Here is an 892-nt window from a genome sequence, read left to right as displayed (position 1 = left end):
GAGTTTGCCGAGATTGAGAAGCCTGAAAACATTCTGGCAATAGCAGGGAATGAAGCAAGGGAGATAGCAACGACACTTCGGATGATGCGGTTGTTGATTAACCCGCAAAAGCAAAAAGCCCAACAGAAGGTCAGGGATTCCAAACAATTTACTATCAACTTTTGAGGTTAAAAATGATTTTAACTCTGAGTAAAGAGGCGCTATTAAGCGCAATGATTTTTCAGGCAAAGAAAGATGTTCGTTATTACTTAAACGGGATCTGCTTTGCTCCTGATAAGAAGCTGTTTGCAACAGATGGTCATCGGTTATTCATCGGTGAGCACGATACGGAAGGATTGGAAGGGAACATCATTGTTGCAATCAATGGCCCTAGATTTACCAAGTTCAAAACAGCAGTTATCGATACTGAAACTGGCGTCGTTTCTTATCTGGATAAGAATGGCATCAAGGCTTGCATAGGGTTATGTGAAGTTATTGATGGGGTGTATCCAAAAGTAGAACGAATCATACCGAAAGAAAATAATCCGGTTTCAGAAATTGGCTTCAACGCTGGTTATTTAGCTGATATCGAAAAGGCAGCAAAGCTCTACAGCCCTAAATATTGCGGTATCCGCATCAAGCCTAGCAGCACGATAGGTTCTGCAATCATCGAGTTTTCCGGTTCATTCAGTAAAGCCTCGGTCGTCATCATGCCAATGCGTTTCTAATCATGAATATCCCAAATGAAAATGCCCCAACAGCGTCAACTGTTAGGGCATCGGTAATCAGGTATGCAAGCCAATTACAGAGGTAATTATACATGCGAAAGAAAACTAACGCAAAACAGCGAGAAGTTACTCAGCAGCGTTCTGCAAAGCCAGACGAATTAGTCATGGTCTGCGAGAACAACGAA

1 protein-coding gene is annotated in these 892 nt (G+C 42.3%); it reads left to right on the top strand.

Annotation, left to right across the window (positions count from 1 at the left end; genetic code table 11):
* Window positions 1-173: 173 nt before the first annotated feature.
* Window positions 174-707 (top strand): hypothetical protein, encoded by a 534-nt coding sequence (locus tag V2A85_RS24035; protein ID WP_420072598.1) that lies wholly within the window; start codon window positions 174-176, stop codon window positions 705-707.
* Window positions 708-892: the final 185 nt, after the last annotated feature.

Source organism: Yersinia sp. 1252 StPb PI, assembly GCF_048593885.1.
Taxonomy (GTDB): domain Bacteria; phylum Pseudomonadota; class Gammaproteobacteria; order Enterobacterales; family Enterobacteriaceae; genus Yersinia; species Yersinia enterocolitica_E.
Note: the sequence above shows the minus strand (reverse complement) of the source record. Positions and strands in the feature narration are given on the sequence as shown.

Excerpts from the sequence above, each read along its gene's own strand:
- V2A85_RS24035 (WP_420072598.1), top strand. The coding sequence starts at position 174 with ATGATTTTAACTCTGAGTAAAGAGGCGCTATTAAGCGCAATGATTTTT.